A 23,749-nucleotide genomic window follows, 5' to 3' on the forward strand; every position below is an offset into this window, starting at 1 on the left:
TCTTCAGGAGTGTTATGACCACCCATTTGGTCTGGTTTCGGCGTGATTTACGCCTGCACGACAACCTCGCGCTGGCGGCGGCTTGTCGGGATCGTTCTGCGCAGGTGCTGGCGTTATATATCGCTACCCCCGAGCAGTGGAAGGCCCACGATATGGCCCCGCGCCAGGCGGCATTTACCTGCGCGCAGTTGAATGCGTTACAAACAGCGCTGGCAGAAAAAGGCATCCCTTTACTGTTTTACGAAGTGGCTGATTTTGCGGCCAGCGTGGACACCATCAAAAATGTCTGCCTGCAGCATGACGTCAGTCGATTATTTTATAACTATCAATATGAAATAAACGAACGCCAGCGTGATGCCGCCGTCGAAAAGTCCTTACCTCAGGTGGTGTGCGAAGGGTTTGACGACAGCGTGATCCTGCCCCCGGGGGCTGTGATGACCGGCAATCATGAGATGTATAAAGTGTTCACGCCGTTTAAAAATGCCTGGCTGAAGCGGATTAAAGACGGTATTCCAGAATGCGTTAGCGCGCCGAAAATGAGGGACAGCGGCGCACTCAGCACGTCGTTAAGCGCAATAACGCTGAGCTATCCGCAGCAAGATTTTGATGCGCAGAGGTTTGTGGCAGATGAAAAATTGGCCATCGCGCAATTACGTCAGTTTTGCCAGCAGGCGGCGGGAGAATACGAGCAGCAGCGTGATTTTCCTGCGATTGACGGGACCAGTCGATTATCCGCGAGCCTGGCGACAGGAGGACTATCACCGCGCCAGTGCCTGAATCGACTGCTCGCGGAGCAGCCGCAGGCGCTTGAGGGCGGCAGGGGTAGCGTCTGGCTGAACGAGCTTATCTGGCGTGAATTTTATCGTCATCTGATGACTTACCATCCGGCGCTGTGTCGGTATCAACCCTTTATCCGCTGGACCGATCGCGTGCAATGGCAGAATAATCCGACGCATTTGCAGGCCTGGAAAACGGGTAGTACGGGTTACCCTATTGTGGATGCGGCGATGCGTCAGCTCAACGCCACGGGCTGGATGCATAATCGATTACGCATGATTACCGCCAGTTTTTTGGTGAAGGACCTGCTGATTGACTGGCGTAAAGGCGAACAATATTTCATGTCGCAACTGATTGATGGTGACCTCGCGGCCAATAACGGCGGCTGGCAGTGGGCAGCCTCAACCGGAACCGACGCCGCACCGTATTTCCGTATCTTTAACCCCATGACGCAGGGCGAAAAATTCGACTGTGACGGTGAGTTTATCCGCCAGTGGGTGCCGGAACTGCGCGACGTGCCGGGTAAAGCCATTCATGACCCGTGGTCGTGGGCAGAAAAAGCGCAGGTAACACTAAGTTATCCTCGCCCGATTGTGGATCATAAACAGGCAAGGCTGGCGACGCTGGCGGCATATGAGGCGGCGCGTAAGGGATAGCGCTGCTGGAATTAATGCAAAAACATATCCGTCAGCGGGATTTGATGGGGCTGGTAGAGCAACTGACCACGCTACTACTTACCGGATGCGCTAATGACACGCAACTGCAGGCGATGCTTAATTACATCCTACGATCCGGCGATTAATCTCGCTTTAATGAGTTTATGCAAAAAATGGCACAACGGATCCCCCAACACAGGAGAAGTTGCATTACGTATAGCGCAAACTATGTTGGAGCAGGGAATAGATCGCGCAATGGTACTACTAGTGACGGGGCTTACTGAAGAGGAACTCGCTGCAAGTTATGCGTAATTACCCGAAAAAACAGGCCCGAATCGTATTACATCATCGGGCCCTTACACTCAGGATTCTACCGCCAGCGGACGGTTTCTGAACTTAAGCGACTGGTACAGCCAAATCAGCAGCACCAACACCACGCAGGCCAGCGCGCCCCAGGTAATTTCGCTAAAGACATCAATATACGCATTGATGGAGTAGTTGATAGCGCCTGCTGCATCAAACGAGCCTTGCGACGTCTGATCGGCGATAACGCCTGCCAGATAGTTGGCGATGGCGCCGGACAGCAGCATATAAATGCCTGTTAATACGCCAGTCACCCCAGGGATCTCAATACGCGTAATTTGCGACATCGCCACCGGGTCGATAAACAGTTCGGCAAAGCCCATGACCGCCAGCCCCAATACCATCAGCGGCATGGAAGAGTGGCCGTAAGCTGCGGACCAGCGGGCGCTTAAGGTCAGAATGCAGAACCCTGCGCTCATTAAACCGAGGCCAAGGGCGAATTTACCCCAAATACGTACGGTACGATTGCCGCCAACGCTTTCTTTGATTACCCAGGCCAGCACGATACCGCACAGCATAACGGCAAAGGCGTTAACCGACTGGAACATCGCGGTCGGGACGGAATACCCCAAAATATCGCGATTTACGAAGCGGTCAATATACAGGCTAATCGAGCTGCCGCCCTGTTGAGCAAAGGCCCAGAACAGCAAGCTGAAGAAGGTCAGCGTGACGATAAGCCCCAATTCTTTGCGCTGCTTTTGGGTTTGCGCCTGACGGTAAATCTTCGCCAGAACCGCCAGACCAATAACCGTGGCAACAATCAGTGCGTAAACGGACCACTCTTTCCAGAACAGGACGGTAATCAGTAACGGTGCTGCAACCAGCAGAACTAACAGCCAGGCCCAGTTTGGCAGCATATACTTTTTCGCACACAGCACAGCCTTGTTGACGCCAGTGGTATGAGCGAAATGGCGATTACCGCATAAGAAAATCACCAACCCTGCCAGCATGCCAATCGCAGCCAGCGCAAAGCCCATCGCCCAGCTGTACTCTTCCTGCACGTATCCGCAGGCAATCGGTGCGATGATCGAACCGATGTTACCGGCTGCGTAGAGCAGAGAGAATCCACCGTCGCGACGCGGATCTTCAGGCTGATATAACTCGCCCAGCAGGCAACTAATGTTGGATTTAAACAGACCGTAGCCGCAGACAATGATCGCCAGCGACAAATAAAGGAACGCCGGAGCCATTTCGCTTGCGCCCAATACCAGATGTCCCACCGCCATTAAAAATGCGCCGATCATCACCGCCATTCGATTCCCGAGCACTTTATCTGCCAGGTATCCCCCGAGAATGGGGGTGACGTAGACCAGTGAACAGTAGGCGCTGAACAGTTCATATGCGTGATTATCGTCGTACTTGAGCTGGTTAGTGAGATACAGGATCAGCAGCGCACGCATGCCGTAAAAACTGAAATATTCCCAGATTTGTAGCGCGACGACGTAATAAATCGCCCGTGGTTGAGATGCTTGTTTATTCATTATTTTCTCGAAGTAAATGCCTCGCGACAGGCTGAGCGTACTGCGCGAGCGTGTTTCCTTAAAGTTGTAACTTTGATACAGATCTGATTATTTTTGCAATATGCTGTCTGATTGCATAAATATACATGAATTGGATCGCGTAGTGGTAAGCAAATCATGTTCAAAGCGGGTGTGATTGTTTCTTGATGTGTCAGTGAAATGGCTATCGACGAACGCAGGCGAGGACGCTATTTTAACCTAAGCTGTGTTGCTGATTAGGCAGGCAGAATTAATGACTACGAGGACGATGATGAAAAACACCGAACTGGAACAACTGATCAACGACAAACTGAACAGCGCCGCCATTAGCGACTATGCGCCGAATGGTTTGCAGGTTGAGGGCAAAGAGACGGTGCATAAAATCGTGACCGGCGTGACCGCAAGTCAGGCGCTGCTGGATGAGGCGGTGCGCCTGCAGGCAGATGCGGTTATCGTTCATCACGGTTATTTCTGGAAAGGCGAATCTCCGGTAATTCGCGGCATGAAGCGCCATCGTCTGAAAACGCTGTTGGAAAACGATATCAACCTGTATGGCTGGCACCTGCCGCTGGATGCTCACCCGGAACTGGGGAATAACGCGCAGTTGGCCGCGCTGTTGGGGATTACCGTGATGGGTGAGATCGAACCGCTGGTGCCATGGGGAGAACTCTCCATGCCGGTTCCGGGACTGGAGTTGGCATCGTGGATTGAAGCGCGTTTAGGCCGTAAACCGTTATGGTGTGGTGATACCGGTCCGGAAAAAGTTCAGCGCGTCGCCTGGTGTACCGGGGGCGGTCAAAGTTTTATTGATAGCGCAGCCCGGTTTGGCGTCGACGCTTTTATCACTGGTGAAGTTTCAGAGCAAACCATTCACTCAGCCCGCGAGCAGGGGCTGCATTTTTATGCTGCCGGTCACCATGCGACCGAACGCGGCGGCATTCGCGCATTAAGCGATTGGCTTAATGAAAATACCGATCTGGACGTGACTTTTATCGATATTCCTAATCCAGCGTAATAAAGAGGGACGAAAGTGCAGCGAGCGCGTTGTTATCTGTTAGGTGAAACGGCAGTGGTTCTTGAACTGGAACCGCCCATTACGCTGGCGACTCAGAAACGCATCTGGCGTCTGGCCCAGCGTCTGGTTGATGCCCCGAATGTACTGGAAGCTATTCCAGGCATGAACAATATCGCGGTGACCTTGCGCGACCCGCAAACGCTGGCGCTGGATGCGATTGAGCGCCTACAACGCTGGTGGGAAGAGAGCGAAGCACTGGAGCCGGATTCGCGCTTTATTGAAATTCCTGTTACCTATGGCGGTGAGGCCGGCCCCGATCTGGCAGAGGTCGCCCGGCACAGCGGATTAAGTGACAAGCAGGTTGTGGAACTTCATGCGTCGGTTGATTACGTGGTGTGGTTTATCGGTTTTCAGCCGGGATTCCCCTATCTCGGGAGCTTACCTGAACAACTACATACCCCAAGACGTGCGGAACCGCGTTTGCTTGTTCCGGCAGGTTCTGTCGGTATCGGTGGATCTCAAACGGGGATCTACCCGCTTTCCACGCCTGGCGGGTGGCAATTGATTGGGCGTACCTCCGTTTCGTTATTTGATCCAAAACGGGAGGAGCCGATTCTGTTACGGGCTGGCGATACCGTGCGTTTTGTCCCGCAGAAGGAGGGGATATGTTAAACATCATCCGCGCTGGCATGTACACCTCAGTACAGGACGGGGGACGTCATAGTTTTCGTCAATCCGGAATCAGTCACTGTGGGGCGCTGGATAAACCGGCGCTGAACGTGGCTAACCTGCTGGTGGGTAATGATGCTAATGCCGCAGCGCTGGAAATCACGCTGGGGCAACTGGTGGTGGAGTTTGAAGCCGATGGCTGGTTTGCCCTGACCGGTGCCGGATGCGAAGCGCATCTGGATCGTACGCCCGTGTGGAGCGGATGGCGGTTACCGGTAAAAGCCGGGCAGCGCCTGACGCTAAAACGTCCGCTTCATGGCATGCGCAGTTATCTGGCGGTAGCGGGCGGTATTGATGTTCCCGAAGTGATGGGCTCGCGTAGTACCGATCTGAAAGTGGGCATTGGTGGGTTTGAAGGGCGTCTACTGCGTGATGGCGATCGACTGGCGATTGGCGTATCTACCCGGAAATTCAGCGAGCCGCAAGGTGTTAAGCAACTGATGTGGGGTAATCTCATTCGCGCGTTGCCCGGACCTGAATATCAGGAGTTTGATGAGGTATCGCAGGCTTCGTTCTGGCGCTCACCGTGGCAACTTAGCCCACAAAGTAACCGTATGGGGTATCGTCTTCAGGGGCAGCCGCTGACGCGCACGACCGATCGCGAGCTGCTATCACATGGCTTGCTCCCCGGCGTGGTGCAGGTTCCACATAATGGCCAGCCAATTGTGCTGATGAACGATGCGCAGACGACGGGCGGTTATCCGCGCATCGCCTGTATCATCGAGGCAGATATGTATCATCTGGCGCAGATCCCGCTCGGTCAACCGATTCATTTTGTGCAGTGTTCGCTGGAGGAAGCGCTGAAGGCGCGGTACGACCAGCAGCGTTACCTGGAACAGTTAGCATGGCGGCTTAACAATGAAAATTGATCTCAATGCAGACCTCGGTGAGGGATGTGCGAACGATGCAGCGTTGCTGCAATTGGTGTCATCGGCCAACATCGCCTGTGGGTTTCACGCAGGCGATGCGCAAACTATGCTCTCAAGCGTGCGCGAAGCGCTAAAAAATGGCGTAGCGATAGGTGCGCACCCCAGCTTTCCGGATCGGGAAAATTTTGGCCGTAGCGCCATGGCACTGCCTGCGCAAACGGTGTATGCGCAGACGCTGTATCAAATTGGCGCGCTGGCTGCCATCACGCGGGCGGAGGGCGGTGTGATGCATCATGTCAAACCGCATGGCATGCTCTATAACCAGGCAGCGAAAGATCCTCAACTGGCTGATGCGATTGCGAAAGCGGTTCATGCCTGCGATCCGTCGCTGATTTTAGTGGGACTGGCGGGAAGCGAACTGATTCGTGCTGGAGAACACTATGGCCTGGTAACGCGTCAGGAGGTGTTTGCCGATCGGGGTTATCAGGCCGATGGCAGCCTGGTGCCGCGTAGTCAGCCGGGCGCACTGATTGAGGATGAAGAGCAGGCGTTGGCGCAAACGTTAGAAATGGTGCAATCCGGCAGAGTAAAAAGCCAAAGTGGGACATGGGCGAGCGTGACTGCCCAGACGGTATGCATTCATGGGGATGGCGAGCACGCACTCGCTTTTGCCCGCCGCTTGCGTAGCGCCTTTGAAGCATGCAATATTCAAATTAGCGCATAAATTTATTCATACAAAACAATAATATATTACACAACAACATAAGGGATTTAATTATGGGAGAGGCTATTTCTCTCTGGCCATTGACGGGGATCGCCGTCATCGTGGTCGGATTTCTTTTACGTTTTAACCCGGTATTGGTGGTTATTATTGCCGGGATCGTCACGGGACTGGCGGCGCATATGCCTATCGCCACTATTCTCGAGAAACTGGGTGAAGGTTTTCTCAACACCCGTAACCTGCCATTTATCTTATTGATCCCGCTGGCGGTTATTGGCCTGCTGGAACGTCACGGTCTGAAAGAGCGTGCGCAGGCGTGGATTGCAAAAATCCGCAGCGCTACCAGCGGCCGTCTGCTTATTGTCTATCTGTTCATTCGCGAAGCGACCGCTGCATTAGGACTCACCAGTCTGGGGGGGCATCCGCAAATGGTGCGTCCGCTGCTGGCGCCGATGGCGGAAGGGGCCGCTGAGAAAAATCACGGCGAGATACCTGGGGCGGTACGCTATCGACTGCGCGCAATGTCAGCGGCGACCGATAACGTCGGGCTGTTTTTCGGTGAAGATATCTTTGTTGCTTTCGGCGCCATCATCTTCATGCATAACTTTATGCTGGAGTCTGGTGGGATCCAGACCGAACCGCTGCATATCGCCCTATGGGGGATCCCAACGGCAATTTGTGCTTTCCTGATCCACGGCACACGTTTGTGGCGTCTGGATAGCTATTTGCAACGTGAGGTGGCGAAAGCGAATGCCGCAGCGAAAGGGGAAGCGCAATGAATTTTCAACAAAGCTATCTCTACTGGCTGGCGGGCGCGGTATTACTGATTGTGGCCGTCATGTCCTGGCAGGATAAAGCGAACCCGCGTCGTTTCACCACTGGCCTGTTTTGGGGCATATACGGCGTACTGTTTCTGCTTGGCGACTGGACATTCTCGCTGTTTGGCGACAAGCGCGCGGTGCATATTGCCGTCGGTATTGCGGTGGTCGTCCTGGCGCTGATCGCCGGTTTCGGCGGCGTAAAGCTGGGAAGCTATCATCAACGGACGCAGCAACAGCGCGAAGAAAGTGCCAGTCGCTTGGGCAACCGCCTGTTTTTCCCGGCGCTGGCGATCCCGGTGGTAACGGTTATTGGCGTGCTGATGTTCAACCATATTCCGGGCTTACAGGATGCGCTGTTTGGGCCGGGTAATCACGCCACGCTGGTGACGCTTTTTTCCATGACCGCAGGTTCGTTGATTGGCCTAGCGATGGCAATAAAAATGACCCATGAGCGTGTGCATCAACCGATCCAGGAGGCGCGCCGTCTGCTGGACTCCATCGGCTGGGCGTTCATCCTGCCACAGATTCTGGCCACGCTCGGGCTGTTGTTTACGGCAGCGGGCGTAGGCAACGGCATTTCATATCTGACGCAGGAATATCTGGCGGTAGACAGTCGCTTTATCACAGTGGCGGTGTACACCATCGGCATGGCATTGCTGACTATGGTGATGGGCAATGCGTTTGCTGCTTTTCCGATCGTGACCGCTGGGATTGGTATTCCGATTCTTGTACTGCAACACGGCGGTAATCCGGCGGTAATGGCGGCGATTGGTATGTTCTCCGGTTATTGCGGGACACTGATGACGCCGATGGCGGCGAACTTTAACATTGTCCCTGCTGCGCTGCTGGAACTACCGGACAAAAACGCGGTGATTAAGGCGCAGGTGCCAACCGGCATACTGCTGCTGCTGGTCAACGTGTTCCTGATGTATTTCCTGATGTTCTTGTAAGGTGACAGGATGAAAACAGTACTCATCACGGGATTTGAACCCTTTGGCGGCGAGTCAGTTAACCCTTCCTGGGAAGTGGTCTCGGGACTCGATAATGCTATCATCGGTGGATGCCGCGTCGTTGCCCGCCAACTGCCGTGCGTCTTTGGCGAGTCTCTTGCCGTACTCAATGGCGCGATTGACGCGCTGTCGCCATCGCTGGTTCTGGCGGTGGGGCAGGCGGGTGGTCGCACGGATATCACCGTGGAACGCGTGGCGATTAACGTTGACGATGCGCGTATTGTGGATAATCAGGGGCAACAGCCGGTAGATGTGCCGGTTGTAGCCGATGGTCCAGCGGCATGGTTTAGCACGCTGCCGATCAAAGCGATGGTTATGGCTATGCGCAACGCGGGAGTTCCGGCTTCGGTTTCCCAGACCGCTGGCACTTTCGTGTGTAACCACGTGATGTATGGCCTGCTGCATAAACTACGCGACGCACCGGCGGTGAAGGGCGGCTTTATTCACATCCCTTATTTGCCGCAACAGGCCGCACAGCATCCCGGGGCGCCAAGTATGGCGGCTGAAACAGTACGCCGGGCGCTGGAAGTCGCAATTGCCACCGCCTTGCAGGTGGAAAGCGATATCGCTGTGACGGGCGGCGCAACACATTAACAAAGGACAGTATTATGCCTGAAGGCCCGGAGATCCGCCGCGCGGCGGATAACCTGGAGGCGGCAGTCAAAGGCAAACCCCTGACGGAAGTCTGGTTTGCCTTTGAGCAGTTAAAACCGTATGAATCTCAACTAATTGGGCAGAGTGTTACCCAGCTTGAAACGCGAGGGAAAGCATTACTGACCCATTTTTCCAATGGCCTGACGCTGTACAGTCACAATCAGCTCTATGGCGTGTGGCGAGTGGTGGATACGGGCAACATCCCGCAGACCTCGCGGGTACTCCGTGTCAGATTGCAAACGCAAGACAAAACTATCCTGCTGTATAGCGCGTCTGATATCGAAATGCTGACGCCAGAACAGCTCGCCACCCACCCGTTCCTGCAACGGGTAGGGCCGGATGTACTGGATTTACGTTTAACGCCCGATGACGTTAAAGCGCGTCTGTTATCTCCGCGTTTTTGCAATCGCCAGTTTTCTGGTCTGCTACTGGACCAGGCTTTTCTGGCGGGATTAGGTAACTACCTGCGGGTAGAGATCCTCTGGCAGGTAGGGTTGACCGGGCAGCATAAAGCGTCGCAGCTTAGTGATGAGCAACTGGATCAACTGGCACATGCGCTGCTTGATATTCCGCGCCTGTCTTATAATACCCGCGGGCTGGTCGATGAGAATAAACATCACGGTGCGTTGTTTCGCTTCAAGGTCTTTCATCGGGACGGCGAAGCCTGTGAGCGTTGTGGTGGGACTATCGAGAAAACGATGCTCTCCTCGCGACCTTTTTACTGGTGTCCGGGATGTCAGCACTAAGCGGGCCGTTTTGGAGCGTGCACCGAAATAAACCGCGCGACTGCGGGGCCAGTTAACAAAATGCTGAACAGTCGCAGGGTTTGCATCGCCATGATGAGCGCCATATCAGCGTGGCTTCCTGCGGCAATCACCGCGACAGAATCCACGCCACCTGGACTGGTTGCCAGATAGGCAGTGAGAAAATCTATCTGCATGTAATGCGCCAGTCCCCAGGCCATAGCGGCGCAGATCGCCATCAGTGAAAAAATGGACAACAGGATCTGCGGCAAAGGGCGCAGCGCCATTAAAAATATCTGCTTGTCAAAGCCCAGGCCGATTTGCCAGCCGATGGCCATATAGGCTATCGCCAGTAGCCATTCCGGCAGTTCAATCACCATCACTCCGCTTGCATTCAGCAAGGCACCCACCAGCATCGGCAATAGCATGACGCCAGAGGGAATACGCAGTAAGCGTCCAGCCGTGCCGGCAACGGCGGCCAGCATCAGAGTGCTGAAAAGATTGCCGCTTAGAGGCGGAAACCAGATGATTTGTTCACTGACCGCCTGCGCCTGGTCGCCCATCACCAGACGGGTGACCATCGCCGCCGCGCCGACCACCAACAGTACGCGCAGATACTGCATAAACGCCACCAGTCGGATGTCGGCACCATAATCCTGCGCCATCGCCACCATTGCCGCTGCGCCGCCTGGTGACGAGCCCCATGCGCCGGTGTTACCCGGTAGCGTACTGTAGCGAACCAGCAGCCAGCCGATTATCGCGCTGCTGATAAGGGTTGCCAGCAGGATAACAATCACCATCGGCCAGTGGGCTGCAAGGGTTGTGAAGATTGAACCGGTCAGATTTTGGGCAATCATGCAGCCGAGAATCGCCTGCGCGCCAAGAAATGTGCAGCGGGGAGGATGCAGAGAGATGCCGCGCAGACTGAAGATGATGCCGACGATCATCGAACCGAGCAGCAAGGGTCCTGGAAGATGAATAAGCAGAAAGAGCAGGGAAAGCAGGAGCGATAGCACAAACAACAGGCTCCACTGCAAAACAGGCATCCCATGCTCCTGAGTTATATGTTGCGTTTAACGTGTTGATACAGCATAGAGAAAAAGTCCGCTGAAAAAAATATCAAGTATCAATAAAAACGGACTAACCGGTGATCGGGTATTGATGCCTGTTATCTGAATAAATCATCGACAGCATCATTCCATGCATGCCCAAAGACAGACCATTCCTGACTGATTGTAGGTGGAAAACCGCTCCGGCAGTATCCATTTTTAGATTCAAAATCAAAGACACCGTGTGGGTAACCATTTATTAGCAACACACATTTCTTACTGTCTTCTGACCAACCGATCTTCACATCTGATGGGATATGCCCATCTGACACATCTTCTGCATTGTAAATATGCAGTGCATCTTTGATAGGATTTCCGTCTGCTGATTCATCAAGTGCATAGAAGTACCCTGTTTGGCCATCATCTTCAAATACAGCTGTGTAAGAACCTTCTGGGGCCAAACTTTCTATTACCTGCTTTTCACCGACGATGAGTTGAGTTTGAACAGTGACCGTTATTGTCATTTTAATTTCCCTGGATGTATAAAACTACGTTGTTCTGAAATTGATATTGATGATTTAAGTGCTTGATTTGGAATGTTTAGATGAATTGTTTAAATGATGGGCGTCCTTGGAACTTACGCCATCTTTTGATTTCATTAATGACAGCCTTGCAGGCTGTCTTCACTGTCATCTGGGGGATAAAAAATCAATCCATTACTTTCCGGATGGTCCACGATTTTATCGAAATGATCGACTAATGAGTCGATGTAAGATTCACGATCCATTTCTCCCTGGTAGCGCGGGTTTGCAGAGAATTCATTTAGGAAGTCTAAGAATTCGGATTCAGTGTAGTCTTCGAGTTTTTGCTTAAGATGATTCATATATTCACCTTTATAATAAGATGCTTTGCAGAGTGTTATTATTTGTTTTCTGAATGCTTATTCAACTTTTAAGACAAAAAGGTAACTGTTCTAAAACTATGTTTAACTTTTCAATTAACTCATTTTTATCCCATCCAGAAGATATTTTTATTATAGGGTGATCCCAATCACTATTTTGTATCATTTGAATGATAAATTCACCACCTTCTTCAAATGAAGGATACCAACCAATGTCTACAACAACTCCATCATTTAAAGCTAGCTGAAATAAATCTTCATCTAATCGTGTTACCTCTTCTAACTCAGTTTTGTTGAAATCTAAAGCAGATATTTCGTCGTAAATATTCTCTACATTTTCGATGTGATAGTTATTTCCTAAAATGCAGTAATTTGTTTTCATTTTGTTAATTTCCTGGCCTCATTTGAACCTATTGGATGAGAGTGAATAGTTCCTTGTGATTCTTTGGTAACCACCCATTTCGTTTCCTTTCCTTTGTAAGCGCCTTGGACATTATTGAATTCTTTAACTTTCCAGTTTTGTCCATTAGTTGTTGGAGTACCATTCTCCCATACCTCCTGGTCTACAGATTCGATATGGACTTCTGGTTTGAATTTTGCTGGACCAGACTTCGTATTTTTTATCACTTCCTCCCAGGGTCTATTTTTGGAAGGATAGTGCTTATGTCTATGAGTATAAGATGTTTTTCTCTCGCTGAGGTATACATATATCGGCTGAATGCCTGAATCGGCCGGAAAAATCAGAATATAATCGTTAAAATCGGCGACATCCGGCACAAGGAACGGCGGCGTGGTGTATTCGTTTTTGCCATCCGGGATTGGTGTCACCAGAATGGTTGGCTGATCCAGCGGTGGAACATTGCTACCCGTATGTGTGGGTAAATCGCCGGTCGCAGGATTTTCCGGCGTCCATGTGATTAACGGCCCGTCTGCGTCGTGGGCAGGCGTAAATTCATAGCGATGATGTTCATCGTTCCACAGCATATTCGCGACGCGCACGTTTTCATAAGGAGTACCTTCGCCGGTATGCACGCCGTAGACTTGCGATTTACCGTGAATGTCGGTTCCCCAGAAAAAACGAACCCGGGTGGTGGCAGTGCCACCTACCAGCGCCTTTTTCCGCAGTTCTTCCTCATACCAGAACTCATCACGTCCGGGAACGCGTGCGCTGCCCGTACCCGCGGACGGAATATACAGCGCGGAAGCTAGCGCTCCGATATAAGGAACGCCGCGTGCGGCGCTGAGCATGCCACTGAGTGACCACTCGCCCCACACCTGCGTCAGCCCACCTAAGATCGGCAGCGCGGCCGAGGCTTCTGCGGGCTGTGCATATCCGCAACAATCATCGACGGAAGATTGTGCGAAAACCGCCATCTGTCCGAAGTTTTCAGCCGATTCTTCACGGCTCCCCGCGTCTGTACAGCCTTTTTCTTTCAGACAGGATTTAGCATAGACCGGCGTAACTGCTGGAATGTGTGGTGCAGGGGGAGGAGGGCGTTTCACTATGGGTTTTATCGTACTGACCGGCTGAGGGCGGGGTGGTATAAACAAACGGTTGTACTCAGCAGGCAATGCCAGGTAGTCAACCTCAGTGTTGGCAATCAGGTGTTTGCAAAGAATATAGTCATACGATACTGCAATTTCTTCGGTATCCAGCTCGTTTAGGGCCACATAGGTTTGTATGCTTTTTACCGATGCATTTCTTAATTGAATATAATAGAAGCGTTCCCATCTACCAAATCTGTTTATTCTCCATAAATCAATTTCAATAAACAGACGTTCATTATTATTGATGGCGTTAATCAATAATGGTGTGCTTTTATCAATTAGTTTTGTGAAGTTCAGTAGCTGGGTATTAATAACAGAATCAGTATTAGCTAATCCATTCGAAAGTGAAAAAGCAAAAATCTCATCAGGATGATTTTCCTGTCAGCGATTCCCTACTGACGCGGAAGTGCCGCAGCCGGAAGAAATATTTCCTTGTTGTTCACCTGTTATCTTCAGGTAAATAAAATCGCCCATGCCATTTAATCCAGAGATGTATTTTATAAGGCCGAATTAAATAGCTAATAAATTTAAAAATCAAATTATGCGTTGGCGATTGATGCTATATAAAAGGGGGTGCATGTCTGAAATTTATTATGGAGCGAATTAGCTGATGAAAATAATATTGATGAGATGAATGCGGTAATTTGAGCAGGGTCTGAGAAAAGCCACCGGAATTACCCGGTGGCCTGAACAATTAACGCTTAATATCAGATTTAAAATCGCGCTTGTCGTAGCCGGTGTACAGCTGACGCGGACGGGCGATTTTCATGCCGTCGGTGTGCATTTCGTTCCAGTGTGCAATCCAGCCAACGGTACGCGCCATGGCGAAGATAACGGTGAACATGGAGGACGGAATACCCATCGCTTTCAGGATTATGCCGGAGTAGAAGTCTACGTTCGGGTAGAGTTTCTTCTCGATGAAGTATGGGTCGTTGAGCGCAATGTGCTCAAGTTCCATCGCCACTTCCAGCAGATCATCTTTGGTGCCCAGTTCTTTCAGCACTTCGTGGCAAGTTTCACGCATGACGGTAGCGCGCGGGTCATAGTTTTTATAAACACGGTGACCAAAGCCCATCAGGCGGAAGGAATCATTCTTGTCTTTCGCGCGGCGAACAAATTCCGGAATGTGTTTAACAGAGCTGATTTCTTCCAGCATTTTCAGCGCAGCTTCGTTTGCGCCGCCGTGTGCCGGTCCCCACAGGGAAGCGATACCAGCCGCGATGCAGGCAAACGGGTTAGCGCCAGAAGAGCCCGCGGTACGTACGGTAGAGGTTGAGGCGTTCTGTTCGTGGTCAGCGTGCAGGATTAAGATACGGTCCATGGCGCGTTCCAGAATCGGATTCACTTCGTATTTTTCGCACGGCGTTGAGAACATCATGTTCAGGAAGTTACCGGCGTAGGAGAGATCGTTACGCGGGTACACGAACGGCTGCCCGATGGAATATTTGTAGCACATCGCTGCCATGGTTGGCATTTTGGACAGCAGACGGAAAGCGGCGATTTCACGGTGACGTGCGTTGTTTACATCCAGCGAGTCATGATAAAACGCTGCCAGCGCTCCGGTGACACCGCACATAACGGCCATCGGGTGAGAGTCGCGGCGGAAACCGTGGAACAGACGCGTGATCTGCTCGTGGATCATGGTATGGCGAGTGACTGTGGTTTTGAACTCGTCGTACTCTTCCTGCGTCGGTTTTTCGCCGTACAGCAGGATATAACACACTTCCAGATAGTTGGACTCGGTCGCCAACTGGTCAATCGGGAAGCCGCGATGCAGCAAAACACCTTCGTCACCGTCGATGAAAGTAATTTTGGATTCGCAGGATGCGGTAGAGGTAAAACCTGGGTCAAAAGTAAACATCCCTTTTGAGCCAAGACTACGAATATCAATAACGTCCTGACCGAGCGTACCTTTCAGCACATCCAGTTCAATAGCAGCGTCACCATTTAGAGTGAGTTTTGCTTTAGTATCAGCCATTTACGGTCTCCTTAGCGCCTTATTGCTTAAGACTGCCGGAACTCAAATTTGCCTTCGTGCATCAATAAACCGTTACCAGTTTGTTATTTGGCTCGCCGCTCTGCGAAAGAGGGGATGACCTGGGTACAGAGCTATGGGCGCTTGCAGGTAAAACGGTCTTTTTATGGCGAATAAACTGCAAATCAAGAACTTAGCAATCCGAATTATTTAACCTGTCTATCACTAATAACTGTCCTGAAGGTATTGGTCAATACTTCCACACTGTTACATAACTAAATCTCCGGTGAAAGAGTGACCCCATAACTTTTACGCATTATATGCTTTTTCTGGTGTCGTTTGTAACAACTTTGTTTAATGATTGTCAAATCAGATGATTAAAAATTAAAATAATGTTGTTATCGTGACCTATGTCACTGTTCGGGATAAAACCCGACAAACTATATGTAGGTTAATTGTAATGATTTTGTGAACGTCCTATACTGCCGCCAGGTCTCCGGAATACCCTGCAATCCCGAGCCAACCAGCGTTGTAACGTGTCGTTTTAGCATCTGGAAGCAGTGTTTTATATGACGCGTAGTTATAGTAAGGACGCTGTCTGACCCGCACGCAGACCGGAGGAAGGAAATCCCGTCGTCTTTCAGGCTACAGGTGTCTTCATCTTCTGTACCCGAAGTCTAAAGGGAATAATAAGAACAGCATGTGGGCGTTATTCATGATAAGAAATGTGAAAAAACAAAGACCTGTCAATCTGGATCTGCAAACGATCCGGTTCCCAATCACGGCGATAGCGTCCATTCTCCATCGCGTATCCGGAGTGATCACCTTCGTGGCGGTCGGGATTCTGTTGTGGTTATTGGGTACCAGCCTTTCCTCCCCTGAAGGTTTCCTCACCGCGTCATCCATTATGAATAACTTCTTTGTGGAGTTAATTCTGTGGGGGATCCTGATTGCGCTGGCATATCACTCCGTAATGGGCATTCGCCATCTGTTGATGGATTTTGGCTATATCGAAGAAACCCTCGAAGCAGGGACACGCTCCGCCAAAATTTGTTTCGTTATCATTGTCGTGCTTTCACTTCTCGCAGGAGTCCTCGTATGGTAAGCAACGCCTCCGCATTAGGACGCAACGGCGTACATGACTTCATTCTGGTCCGTGCTACCGCTATCGTTCTGACGTTATACATCATCTTTATGGTCGGTTTCTTCGCCACCAGCGGCGAGCTGACGTATGAAGTCTGGACCGGTTTCTTCTCATCGGCATTCACCAAAGTCTTCACCCTGCTGGCACTTTTCTCCATCTTGATTCATGCCTGGATCGGCATGTGGCAGGTGTTGACCGACTACGTTAAACCTCTGGCTGTGCGCCTGATTCTGCAACTGGCTATCGTTGTTGCGCTGGTGGTTTACGTCATTTATGGATTTGTTGTGGTGTGGGGTGTGTAATGAAACTGCCAGTCAGAGAATTTGATGCTGTTGTGATTGGTGCCGGCGGCGCAGGTATGCGCGCGGCGCTGCAAATTTCCCAGAGCGGGCAGACTTGTGCGCTGCTCTCTAAAGTTTTCCCAACCCGTTCCCATACCGTATCCGCGCAGGGTGGCATCACCGTTGCGCTCGGTAATACCCATGAAGATAACTGGGAATGGCACATGTACGACACCGTTAAAGGGTCGGACTACATTGGTGACCAGGACGCTATTGAATATATGTGTAAAACCGGTCCGGAAGCGATTCTGGAACTGGACCACATGGGGCTGCCGTTCTCTCGCCTCGACAATGGCACAATTTATCAACGTCCGTTTGGCGGCCAGTCGAAGAACTTCGGCGGTGAGCAAGCGGCACGTACTGCGGCAGCAGCAGACCGTACCGGTCATGCGCTGTTGCACACGCTGTATCAGCAGAACCTGAAAAACCATACCACCATCTTCTCAGAATGGTATGCGCTGGATCTGGTAAAAAATGCCGATGGCGCGATTGTCGGTTGTACCGCGTTGTGTATTGAAACCGGTGAGGTAGTTTACTTCAAAGCCCGTGCGACCGTGCTGGCGACCGGCGGTGCTGGCCGTATTTATCAGTCCACCACCAATGCCCACATCAATACTGGTGACGGTGTTGGTATGGCTATTCGCGCTGGCGTGCCGGTGCAGGATATGGAAATGTGGCAGTTCCACCCAACCGGTATCGCCGGTGCGGGCGTTCTGGTCACAGAAGGCTGCCGTGGTGAAGGTGGCTACCTGCTGAACAAACACGGTGAGCGCTTCATGGAGCGTTATGCCCCGAATGCGAAAGACCTTGCGGGTCGTGACGTGGTGGCGCGTTCCATCATGATCGAAATCCGTGAAGGTCGCGGCTGCGACGGCCCGTGGGGTCCGCACGCTAAGCTGAAACTCGACCACCTGGGTAAAGAAGTGCTGGAATCCCGTCTGCCGGGCATTCTCGAACTGTCCCGTACCTTTGCTCACGTTGACCCGGTTAAAGAGCCGATTCCGGTTATCCCAACCTGCCACTATATGATGGGCGGTATTCCGACCAAAGTTACTGGCCAGGCGCTGACTGTGAATGAGCAGGGCGAAGATGTGGTGATCCCGGGACTGTTTGCGGTAGGTGAAATCGCCTGCGTATCGGTTCACGGCGCCAACCGTCTCGGCGGTAACTCGCTGCTGGACCTGGTGGTGTTTGGTCGTGCGGTGGGTCTGCATCTGCAGGAATCTATCGCTGAGCAGGGTGACCTGCTGGATGCGACCGAAGATGAAATCGATGCTTCTCTGGCACGACTGAACCGCTGGAACGGTAACCGTAACGGTGAAGACCCGGTGGCGATTCGCAAAGCGCTGCAAGAATGTATGCAGCATAACTTCTCGGTTTTCCGCGAAGGCGATGCGATGGCGAAAGGTCTGGAAGAGCTGAAAGCGATTCGCGAACGCCTGAAAAATGCCCGTCTGGACGATACCTCCAGCGAGTTCAACACCCAGCGCGTTGAGTGTCTGGAGCTGGATAACCTGATGGAGACCGCGTACGCCACTGCAGTATCTGCAAACTTCCGTACCGAAAGCCGTGGCGCGCATAGCCGCTTCGACTTCCCGGAACGTGATGATGAAAACTGGCTGTGCCATTCCCTGTACCTGCCAGAGTCGGAATCCATGACGCGACGTCAAGTCAATATGGAACCGAAGCTGCGCCCGGCATTCCCGCCGAAGATTCGTACTTATTAATGCGGAGACAGGACAATGAAACTCGAGTTTTCAGTTTATCGCTATAACCCGGATGTTGACGACGCTCCGCGTATGCAGGATTACACCCTGGAGGCGGAAGAAGGGCGCGACATGATGCTGCTGGATGCATTGATGCAGCTGAAAGAAAAAGATCCGTCTCTGTCGTTCCGCCGCTCCTGCCGTGAAGGGGTCTGCGGCTCCGACGGTCTGAATATGAACGGCAAAAATGGACTGGCCTGTATCACACCTATTTCTGCGCTGAATCAGCCGGGCAAGAAAATTGTCATTCGCCCGCTGCCGGGTTTACCGGTTGTGCGCGATTTGGTGGTAGACATGGGGCAATTCTACGCACAGTATGAGAAGATTAAGCCTTACTTGTTGAATAATGGGAAAAATCCGCCGGCTCGTGAGCATTTACAAATGCCTGAGCAGCGTGAGAAGCTCGATGGGCTGTATGAATGTATTTTGTGTGCATGCTGCTCAACGTCCTGCCCATCATTCTGGTGGAATCCGGACAAGTTTATTGGCCCGGCAGGCCTGCTGGCCGCGTATCGCTTCTTAATTGATAGCCGCGATACCGAGACCGACAGCCGCCTGGAAGGTTTAAGTGACGCTTTCAGCGTATTCCGCTGTCATAGCATCATGAACTGCGTCAGCGTATGTCCTAAAGGACTGAACCCGACGCGCGCCATCGGCCATATTAAGTCGATGCTGCTCAAACGTAGTGCGTAAGTTTTTGTAGTCGTTGCCGGGGAAGTGATTCCCCGGTAGTACAGGAAACCTCTAAAAACTGCCATATGAGTAGTAATAATCGAGATGTTCAGAGCGAGACAAGACCGCAACGCAGTCGTAGCCTGAACAGCGAAGATTATTAGACAGTTTTTAAAGGTTCCTTAGCGGACGCAGATGACACGACAGTCCGCAACAAGTGAACCCCGGCACGCACATCGGTGTGCGTGGTAGTATCCACGGCGAAATACTCGTCATAGTTCACGTTGCATGTGCGTTGGCTGCACTTGCTCACCCTGGTCACTTACTGGATGTAAGCTCCCAGGGATTCGCAAGCTTGCCACCTTCCTGAAACGCGATCTATTTAGAGTATTAAATAAGCAGAAAAGATGCTTAAGGGATCACGATGCAGAACAGCGCTTTGAAAGCCTGGTTGGACTCTTCTTACCTCTCTGGTTCTAACCAGAGCTGGATAGAACAGCTCTATGAAGACTTCTTAACCGACCCTGACTCGGTAGATGCTAACTGGCGTTCGACGTTCCAGCAGTTACCTGGTACCGGAGTCAAACCGGATCAACTCCACTCAAAAACACGTGATTATTTCCGTCGGCAGGCGTTGATTACTCCACGTTACTCTTCTTCTATCTCCGACCCTGATGCCAATGTGAAGCAGGTTAAAGTCCTGCAGCTCATTAACGCCTACCGTTTCCGCGGTCATCAGCATGCGAATCTTGATCCGCTGGGACTGTGGCAGCAAGAAAATGTGGCCGATCTGGACCCGTCTTTCCACGATCTGACCGATGCGGATTTCCAGGAAAGCTTTAACGTAGGTTCTTTTGCCGGCGGCAAAGACACCATGAAGCTGAGCGACCTGGTTGTTGCGCTGAAACAAACCTACTGCGGCCCAATTGGCGCCGAGTATATGCACATCACCAGCACCGAAGAAAAACGCTGGCTTCAACAGCGTATCGAGTCTGGCCGTGCCGCATTCAGTAGCGAAGAGAAGAAACGCTTCCTGAGCGAACTGACCGCAGCAGAAGGTCTGGAACGCTACCTGGGCGCTAAGTTCCCGGGCGCGAAACGCTTCTCGCTGGAAGGCGGTGATGCGTTAATCCCAATGCTCAAAGAGATGATCCGTCACGCTGGTAACAGCGGTACCCGTGAAGTGGTGTTGGGCATGGCGCACCGTGGTCGTCTGAACGTTCTGGTTAACGTACTGGGCAAACGCCCGCAGGAACTGTTCGACGAATTTGCGGGCAAACATAAAGAACACCTCGGCACCGGTGACGTGAAGTACCACATGGGCTTCTCGTCTGATATCGAAACCGAAGGCGGTCTGGTACACCTGGCGCTGGCGTTTAACCCGTCGCACCTGGAAATCGTTAGCCCGGTGGTTATCGGCTCCGTACGTGCACGCCTGGATCGTCTGGACGAGCCGAGCAGCAATAAAGTACTGCCAATCACCATCCACGGCGATGCGGCGGTAACCGGGCAGGGCGTGGTTCAGGAAACCCTGAACATGTCGAAAGCGCGTGGTTACGAAGTGGGCGGTACCGTGCGTATCGTCATTAACAACCAGGTTGGCTTTACTACCTCTAACCCGTTGGATGCGCGTTCTACGCCGTACTGCACCGACATCGGTAAGATGGTTCAGGCACCAATCTTCCACGTTAACGCGGATGACCCGGAAGCGGTCGCTTTCGTGACGCGTCTGGCTCTGGATTTCCGTAACACCTTCAAACGCGATGTGTTCATCGATCTGGTGTGCTACCGCCGTCACGGCCACAACGAAGCCGACGAGCCGAGCGCAACCCAGCCGCTGATGTATCAGAAAATCAAAAAGCATCCGACCCCGCGTAAAATCTACGCTGACAAGCTGGAAGCGGACAAAGTCGCCACGCTGGAAGATGCGACCGAAATGGTCAATCTGTACCGTGATGCGCTGGATGCTGGTGAATGCGTGGTGAAAGAGTGGCGTCCAATGAACATGCACTCCTTCACCTGGTCGCCGTACCTCAACCACGAGTGGGACGAAAGCTACCCGAACAAGGTTGAGATGAAGCGTCTGCAGGAGCTGGCAAAACGCATCAGCACCGTGCCTGAAGCCGTTGAAATGCAGTCGCGTGTTGCCAAAATTTACGGCGACCGTCAGGCCATGGCCGCAGGCGAGAAGCTATTCGACTGGGGTGGTGCAGAGAATCTGGCTTACGCCACGCTGGTTGACGAAGGCATTCCGGTTCGTCTGTCGGGTGAAGACTCCGGTCGCGGAACCTTCTTCCACCGTCACGCGGTCATTCATAATCAGGCTAACGGTTCAACCTACACGCCGCTGCAGCATGTGCATAACGGTCAGGGCACGTTCCGCGTATGGGACTCCGTACTGTCTGAAGAAGCGGTACTGGCGTTTGAATACGGTTATGCCACGGCAGAACCGCGCACGCTGACCATCTGGGAAGCGCAGTTCGGCGACTTCGCCAACGGTGCGCAGGTGGTTATCGACCAGTTCATCTCTTCCGGCGAGCAGAAATGGGGCCGTATGTGCGGTCTGGTGATGCTGCTGCCGCACGGCTACGAAGGTCAGGGTCCGGAGCACTCCTCCGCGCGTCTGGAACGTTATCTGCAACTTTGCGCTGAGCAAAACATGCAGGTTTGCGTCCCGTCTACCCCGGCACAGGTCTACCACATGCTGCGTCGTCAGGCGCTGCGCGGTATGCGCCGTCCGCTGGTGGTGATGTCACCGAAGTCGCTGCTGCGTCATCCGTTGGCGGTGTCTACGCTGGACGAACTGGCAAATGGCACCTTCCTGCCAGCCATTGGCGAAGTCGATGAACTTGATCCGAAAGGCGTGAAGCGTGTCGTGATGTGTTCTGGTAAGGTTTATTACGACCTGCTGGAGCAACGCCGCAAGAACGACCAAAAAGATGTTGCCATTGTGCGCATCGAACAGCTCTATCCGTTCCCGCATAAAGCGGTGCAGGAAGCGCTGAAACCGTTTGCTCATGTACATGATTTTGTCTGGTGCCAGGAAGAGCCGCTCAACCAGGGCGCATGGTACTGCAGCCAGCATCATTTCCGTGAAGTAATTCCATTTGGGTCAGCTCTGCGTTATGCAGGTCGCCCGGCCTCTGCCTCTCCGGCAGTAGGGTATATGTCCGTTCACCAGAAGCAGCAACAAGATCTGGTAAATGACGCGCTGAACGTCGATTAAATAAAGGATAAATAATGAGTAGCGTAGATATTCTTGTTCCCGACCTGCCTGAATCCGTAGCGGATGCAACGGTTGCAACCTGGCACAAAAAACCGGGCGATGCAGTACGTCGTGATGAAGTACTGGTAGAAATCGAAACTGACAAAGTGGTACTGGAAGTACCGGCATCAGCGGACGGTATTCTTGATGCGGTTCTGGAAGATGAAGGGACAACCGTCACTTCTCGCCAGATCCTTGGTCGCCTGCGTGAAGGCAACAGCACCGGTAAAGAAACCAGCGCTAAGTCTGAAGAGAAAGATTCTACTCCGGCACAGCGCCAGCAGGCGTCTCTTGCTGAGCAGAACAACGATGCCCTGAGCCCGGCGATCCGTCGCCTGCTGGGTGAGCATAACCTCGAAGCCAGCGCTATCAACGGCACCGGTGTCGGCGGTCGTATCACGCGTGAAGATGTTGAAAAACATCTGGCGAAAGCCCCGGCTGCGAAAGCCGAAGCAAAAGCGCCGGCAGCAGCACCTGCACCACAGGCTCAACTGGGCGCGCGTGGCGAAAAACGTGTTCCGATGACCCGTCTGCGCAAACGCGTAGCCGAGCGTCTGCTGGAAGCGAAAAATTCCACCGCCATGCTGACCACCTTCAACGAAGTCAACATGAAGCCAATCATGGACCTGCGTAAGCAATACGGTGATGCATTCGAGAAACGCCACGGTATCCGTCTGGGCTTTATGTCTTTCTACGTGAAAGCGGTAGTTGAAGCGCTGAAACGCTATCCGGAAGTGAACGCGTCCATCGACGGCGATGACGTGGTTTATCACAACTACTTTGATGTCAGCATGGCGGTCTCCACGCCGCGTGGCCTGGTCACGCCGGTCCTGCGTGATGTGGATCTGCTGGGTATGGCAGACATCGAGAAGAACATTAAAGAATTGGCAGTTAAAGGTCGCGACGGCAAGTTGACGGTTGAAGATCTGACGGGCGGTAACTTCACCATCACTAACGGTGGTGTGTTCGGTTCCCTGATGTCCACGCCGATCATCAACCCACCGCAGAGTGCCATCCTGGGTATGCATGCCATCAAAGATCGTCCGATGGCGGTAGACGGCAAGGTTGAAATCCTGCCGATGATGTATCTGGCGCTGTCTTATGACCACCGTCTGATCGATGGTCGTGAGTCAGTAGGCTTCCTGGTAACCATTAAAGAGTTGCTGGAAGATCCAACGCGTCTGCTGCTGGACGTGTAGTTAATAAGAGTATCACCTGCCCCGTAGGTCTG

Annotated in this window: 21 protein-coding genes and 3 pseudogenes; 16 read left to right on the forward strand and 8 right to left on the reverse strand. The window is 52.3% G+C overall.

Going from position 1 to position 23,749, the window contains the following annotated elements; all coding sequences use genetic code 11:
• Window positions 1-14 precede the first annotated feature (14 nt).
• Complete coding sequence (gene phrB / locus OGV98_RS16425; RefSeq protein ID WP_202580684.1) at window positions 15-1,433, forward strand: deoxyribodipyrimidine photo-lyase; 1,419 nt, start codon at window positions 15-17, stop codon at window positions 1,431-1,433.
• Window positions 1,430-1,745, forward strand: a pseudogene (locus OGV98_RS16430) (Rpn/YhgA-type helix-turn-helix domain-containing protein); the annotation flags it as partial. The gene phrB and the pseudogene OGV98_RS16430, both read left to right, overlap by 4 nt.
• 50 nt (window positions 1,746-1,795) lie before the next feature.
• On the opposite strand, the gene dtpD reads toward OGV98_RS16430, so the two are convergent.
• Window positions 1,796-3,277, reverse strand: a complete 1,482-nt coding sequence (gene dtpD, locus OGV98_RS16435) for a dipeptide permease DtpD (RefSeq protein ID WP_003847348.1) — start codon at window positions 3,275-3,277, stop codon at window positions 1,796-1,798.
• Window positions 3,278-3,566: 289 nt separating this feature from the next.
• Between dtpD and ybgI the strand changes: the two genes are divergently transcribed.
• Genes ybgI through nei form a run of 8 tightly spaced genes read left to right on the forward strand, consistent with a single transcriptional unit; the run spans window position 3,567 to window position 9,860 of the window.
• Window positions 3,567-4,310 (forward strand): radiation resistance protein YbgI, encoded by a 744-nt coding sequence (ybgI, locus tag OGV98_RS16440; RefSeq protein ID WP_003022887.1) that lies wholly within the window; start codon window positions 3,567-3,569, stop codon window positions 4,308-4,310.
• A 15-nt stretch (window positions 4,311-4,325) separates the two neighbouring features.
• Window positions 4,326-4,982: a 5-oxoprolinase subunit PxpB gene (gene pxpB / locus OGV98_RS16445; RefSeq protein WP_202580683.1), complete on the forward strand. Its 657-nt coding sequence runs from the start codon at window positions 4,326-4,328 to the stop codon at window positions 4,980-4,982.
• A complete protein-coding gene (gene pxpC / locus OGV98_RS16450) occupies window positions 4,976-5,908 on the forward strand; it encodes a 5-oxoprolinase subunit PxpC (RefSeq protein WP_032938517.1) in 933 nt (310 codons plus the stop codon). The genes pxpB and pxpC overlap by 7 nt, the downstream gene beginning before the upstream one ends.
• The gene (pxpA, locus tag OGV98_RS16455) at window positions 5,898-6,632 is read left to right on the forward strand and encodes a 5-oxoprolinase subunit PxpA (protein ID WP_149912016.1); all 735 of its coding nucleotides are present in this window, start codon (window positions 5,898-5,900) and stop codon (window positions 6,630-6,632) included. Before pxpC ends, pxpA begins: the two co-directional genes overlap by 11 nt.
• 53 nt (window positions 6,633-6,685) lie before the next feature.
• Entirely contained in the window at window positions 6,686-7,408 is a 723-nt protein-coding gene (locus OGV98_RS16460) for a DUF969 domain-containing protein (protein ID WP_003835449.1), read from the forward strand.
• Window positions 7,405-8,400 carry a DUF979 domain-containing protein gene (locus tag OGV98_RS16465; protein WP_202580681.1) on the forward strand — a complete coding sequence of 332 codons (996 nt, stop codon included), beginning with the start codon at window positions 7,405-7,407 and terminating at the stop codon, window positions 8,398-8,400. The genes OGV98_RS16460 and OGV98_RS16465 overlap by 4 nt, the downstream gene beginning before the upstream one ends.
• Window positions 8,401-8,409: 9 nt before the next feature.
• Window positions 8,410-9,054 (forward strand): pyroglutamyl-peptidase I, encoded by a 645-nt coding sequence (pcp, locus tag OGV98_RS16470; protein ID WP_058842508.1) that lies wholly within the window; start codon window positions 8,410-8,412, stop codon window positions 9,052-9,054.
• A gap of 14 nt (window positions 9,055-9,068) precedes the next feature.
• Window positions 9,069-9,860, forward strand: coding sequence for an endonuclease VIII (gene nei, locus OGV98_RS16475; RefSeq protein WP_049003266.1), 792 nt, complete (start codon window positions 9,069-9,071; stop codon window positions 9,858-9,860).
• Here the strand turns inward: nei and OGV98_RS16480 are convergent.
• From OGV98_RS16480 to OGV98_RS16510, 7 genes and pseudogenes are all read right to left on the reverse strand, one after another.
• Window positions 9,857-10,903, reverse strand: coding sequence for an AbrB family transcriptional regulator (locus OGV98_RS16480; RefSeq protein ID WP_016149800.1), 1,047 nt, complete (start codon window positions 10,901-10,903; stop codon window positions 9,857-9,859). The two genes, nei and OGV98_RS16480, sit on opposite strands and share 4 nt — an antisense overlap.
• Before the next feature lie 122 nt (window positions 10,904-11,025).
• Window positions 11,026-11,430, reverse strand: a complete 405-nt coding sequence (locus OGV98_RS16485; RefSeq protein WP_003847328.1) for a DUF2251 domain-containing protein — start codon at window positions 11,428-11,430, stop codon at window positions 11,026-11,028.
• A 134-nt stretch (window positions 11,431-11,564) separates the two neighbouring features.
• Window positions 11,565-11,789 carry a bacteriocin immunity protein gene (locus OGV98_RS16490; protein WP_237665903.1) on the reverse strand — a complete coding sequence of 75 codons (225 nt, stop codon included), beginning with the start codon at window positions 11,787-11,789 and terminating at the stop codon, window positions 11,565-11,567.
• 61 nt (window positions 11,790-11,850) lie between these two features.
• A complete protein-coding gene (locus OGV98_RS16495) occupies window positions 11,851-12,189 on the reverse strand; it encodes a hypothetical protein (RefSeq protein WP_046669878.1) in 339 nt (112 codons plus the stop codon).
• Window positions 12,186-13,829, reverse strand: a pseudogene (gene tssD / locus OGV98_RS16500) (type VI secretion system tube protein TssD). Before tssD ends, OGV98_RS16495 begins: the two are co-directional and overlap by 4 nt.
• A gap of 220 nt (window positions 13,830-14,049) precedes the next feature.
• Window positions 14,050-15,333: a citrate synthase gene (locus OGV98_RS16505; protein ID WP_003831404.1), complete on the reverse strand. Its 1,284-nt coding sequence runs from the start codon at window positions 15,331-15,333 to the stop codon at window positions 14,050-14,052.
• A gap of 203 nt (window positions 15,334-15,536) precedes the next feature.
• Window positions 15,537-15,647: pseudogene (locus OGV98_RS16510) on the reverse strand (hypothetical protein).
• 383 nt (window positions 15,648-16,030) lie between these two features.
• Between OGV98_RS16510 and sdhC the strand changes: the two are divergent.
• The 6 genes from sdhC (at window position 16,031) to odhB (ending at window position 23,717) form a co-directional block, all read left to right on the forward strand.
• Window positions 16,031-16,435 (forward strand): succinate dehydrogenase cytochrome b556 subunit, encoded by a 405-nt coding sequence (gene sdhC / locus OGV98_RS16515; RefSeq protein ID WP_202580679.1) that lies wholly within the window; start codon window positions 16,031-16,033, stop codon window positions 16,433-16,435.
• Complete coding sequence (sdhD, locus tag OGV98_RS16520) at window positions 16,429-16,776, forward strand: succinate dehydrogenase membrane anchor subunit (protein WP_003022916.1); 348 nt, start codon at window positions 16,429-16,431, stop codon at window positions 16,774-16,776. Before sdhC ends, sdhD begins: the two co-directional genes overlap by 7 nt.
• Complete coding sequence (gene sdhA, locus OGV98_RS16525; RefSeq protein WP_003022919.1) at window positions 16,776-18,542, forward strand: succinate dehydrogenase flavoprotein subunit; 1,767 nt, start codon at window positions 16,776-16,778, stop codon at window positions 18,540-18,542. The genes sdhD and sdhA overlap by 1 nt, the downstream gene beginning before the upstream one ends.
• Window positions 18,543-18,557: 15 nt before the next feature.
• Complete coding sequence (gene sdhB / locus OGV98_RS16530; RefSeq protein ID WP_003022921.1) at window positions 18,558-19,274, forward strand: succinate dehydrogenase iron-sulfur subunit SdhB; 717 nt, start codon at window positions 18,558-18,560, stop codon at window positions 19,272-19,274.
• Window positions 19,275-19,677: 403 nt separating this feature from the next.
• Window positions 19,678-22,479, forward strand: coding sequence for a 2-oxoglutarate dehydrogenase E1 component (sucA, locus tag OGV98_RS16535; RefSeq protein ID WP_003022923.1), 2,802 nt, complete (start codon window positions 19,678-19,680; stop codon window positions 22,477-22,479).
• Window positions 22,480-22,493: 14 nt separating this feature from the next.
• A complete protein-coding gene (gene odhB, locus OGV98_RS16540) occupies window positions 22,494-23,717 on the forward strand; it encodes a 2-oxoglutarate dehydrogenase complex dihydrolipoyllysine-residue succinyltransferase (RefSeq protein ID WP_003022925.1) in 1,224 nt (407 codons plus the stop codon).
• Window positions 23,718-23,749 lie beyond the last annotated feature (32 nt).

The sequence above is a fragment of the Citrobacter sp. Cf136 genome, from assembly GCF_030333815.1.
Lineage (GTDB): Bacteria > Pseudomonadota > Gammaproteobacteria > Enterobacterales > Enterobacteriaceae > Citrobacter > Citrobacter freundii.